The 656-nt window shown below is 52.6% G+C and carries 1 pseudogene; it reads right to left on the reverse strand.

Annotated elements, in window-relative coordinates:
- Positions 1 to 120 precede the first annotated feature (120 nt).
- Positions 121 to 507: pseudogene (locus SJH88_RS19295) on the reverse strand (IS5 family transposase); the annotation flags it as partial.
- Positions 508 to 656 lie beyond the last annotated feature (149 nt).

Consider the following 656-nt stretch of genomic DNA (forward strand, 5'->3'; position numbering starts at 1 on the left):
CACGTCAATCACTCCTGGTCTCCTGCTGCACATAAAAGCAGCAGGCTAGGGTTAATGCGTGGGTCAGATTGAGATGGAAAAACCGGGGGCTAGTGGGTCACTTCTGGATGGAAATCAACAACCCAAGAACTTGATTCCCGTTGAATCAACCAGCAAATGCAGTCCCGCTTGGCTGCGTGTGTACGGCACTTGTACATTCAAATCGAGCTGGCGCCGGCACAGCGTGCTGAAGTCAGGTACCTGCCAAGCAAGCCCACACAAATGCAGTACCGACTCGGCAAGACCCGTGGTCTGCCGCAGTGCCAAGCCAAACAGGTTCTTGAGCGTCAAACAAAATTGGATTGCTGCATCAGAGAACTTCCGACTGCGTCCGCGTTTGCCACTTGCCGTGGCAAACCAGCACATACCCTTGTCCAGCCACACCGTCAAAGAGCCTCGAGCTTTGAGGGATGCGTTGTACTGCTTCCAGTTGCTGGTTCTATAGCGGGGTTTGCGGGGCTGACTCATGCAGCAAGCCTACCGCTGGAAGAGCAACGATTTGAATACGAAAGACTTCCCACTTTCTTGACTCTGTTTGCAGGGCAGTGTCAGGTACAAAGTAAGTGAAGTTCATTCGTCATTCACCAGGAGTTGTGCCATGCAAACCATCATCCGTG

Origin of the sequence: Comamonas sp. GCA5 (assembly GCF_036541385.1) — a bacterium.
GTDB lineage: Bacteria > Pseudomonadota > Gammaproteobacteria > Burkholderiales > Burkholderiaceae_C > Comamonas > Comamonas aquatica.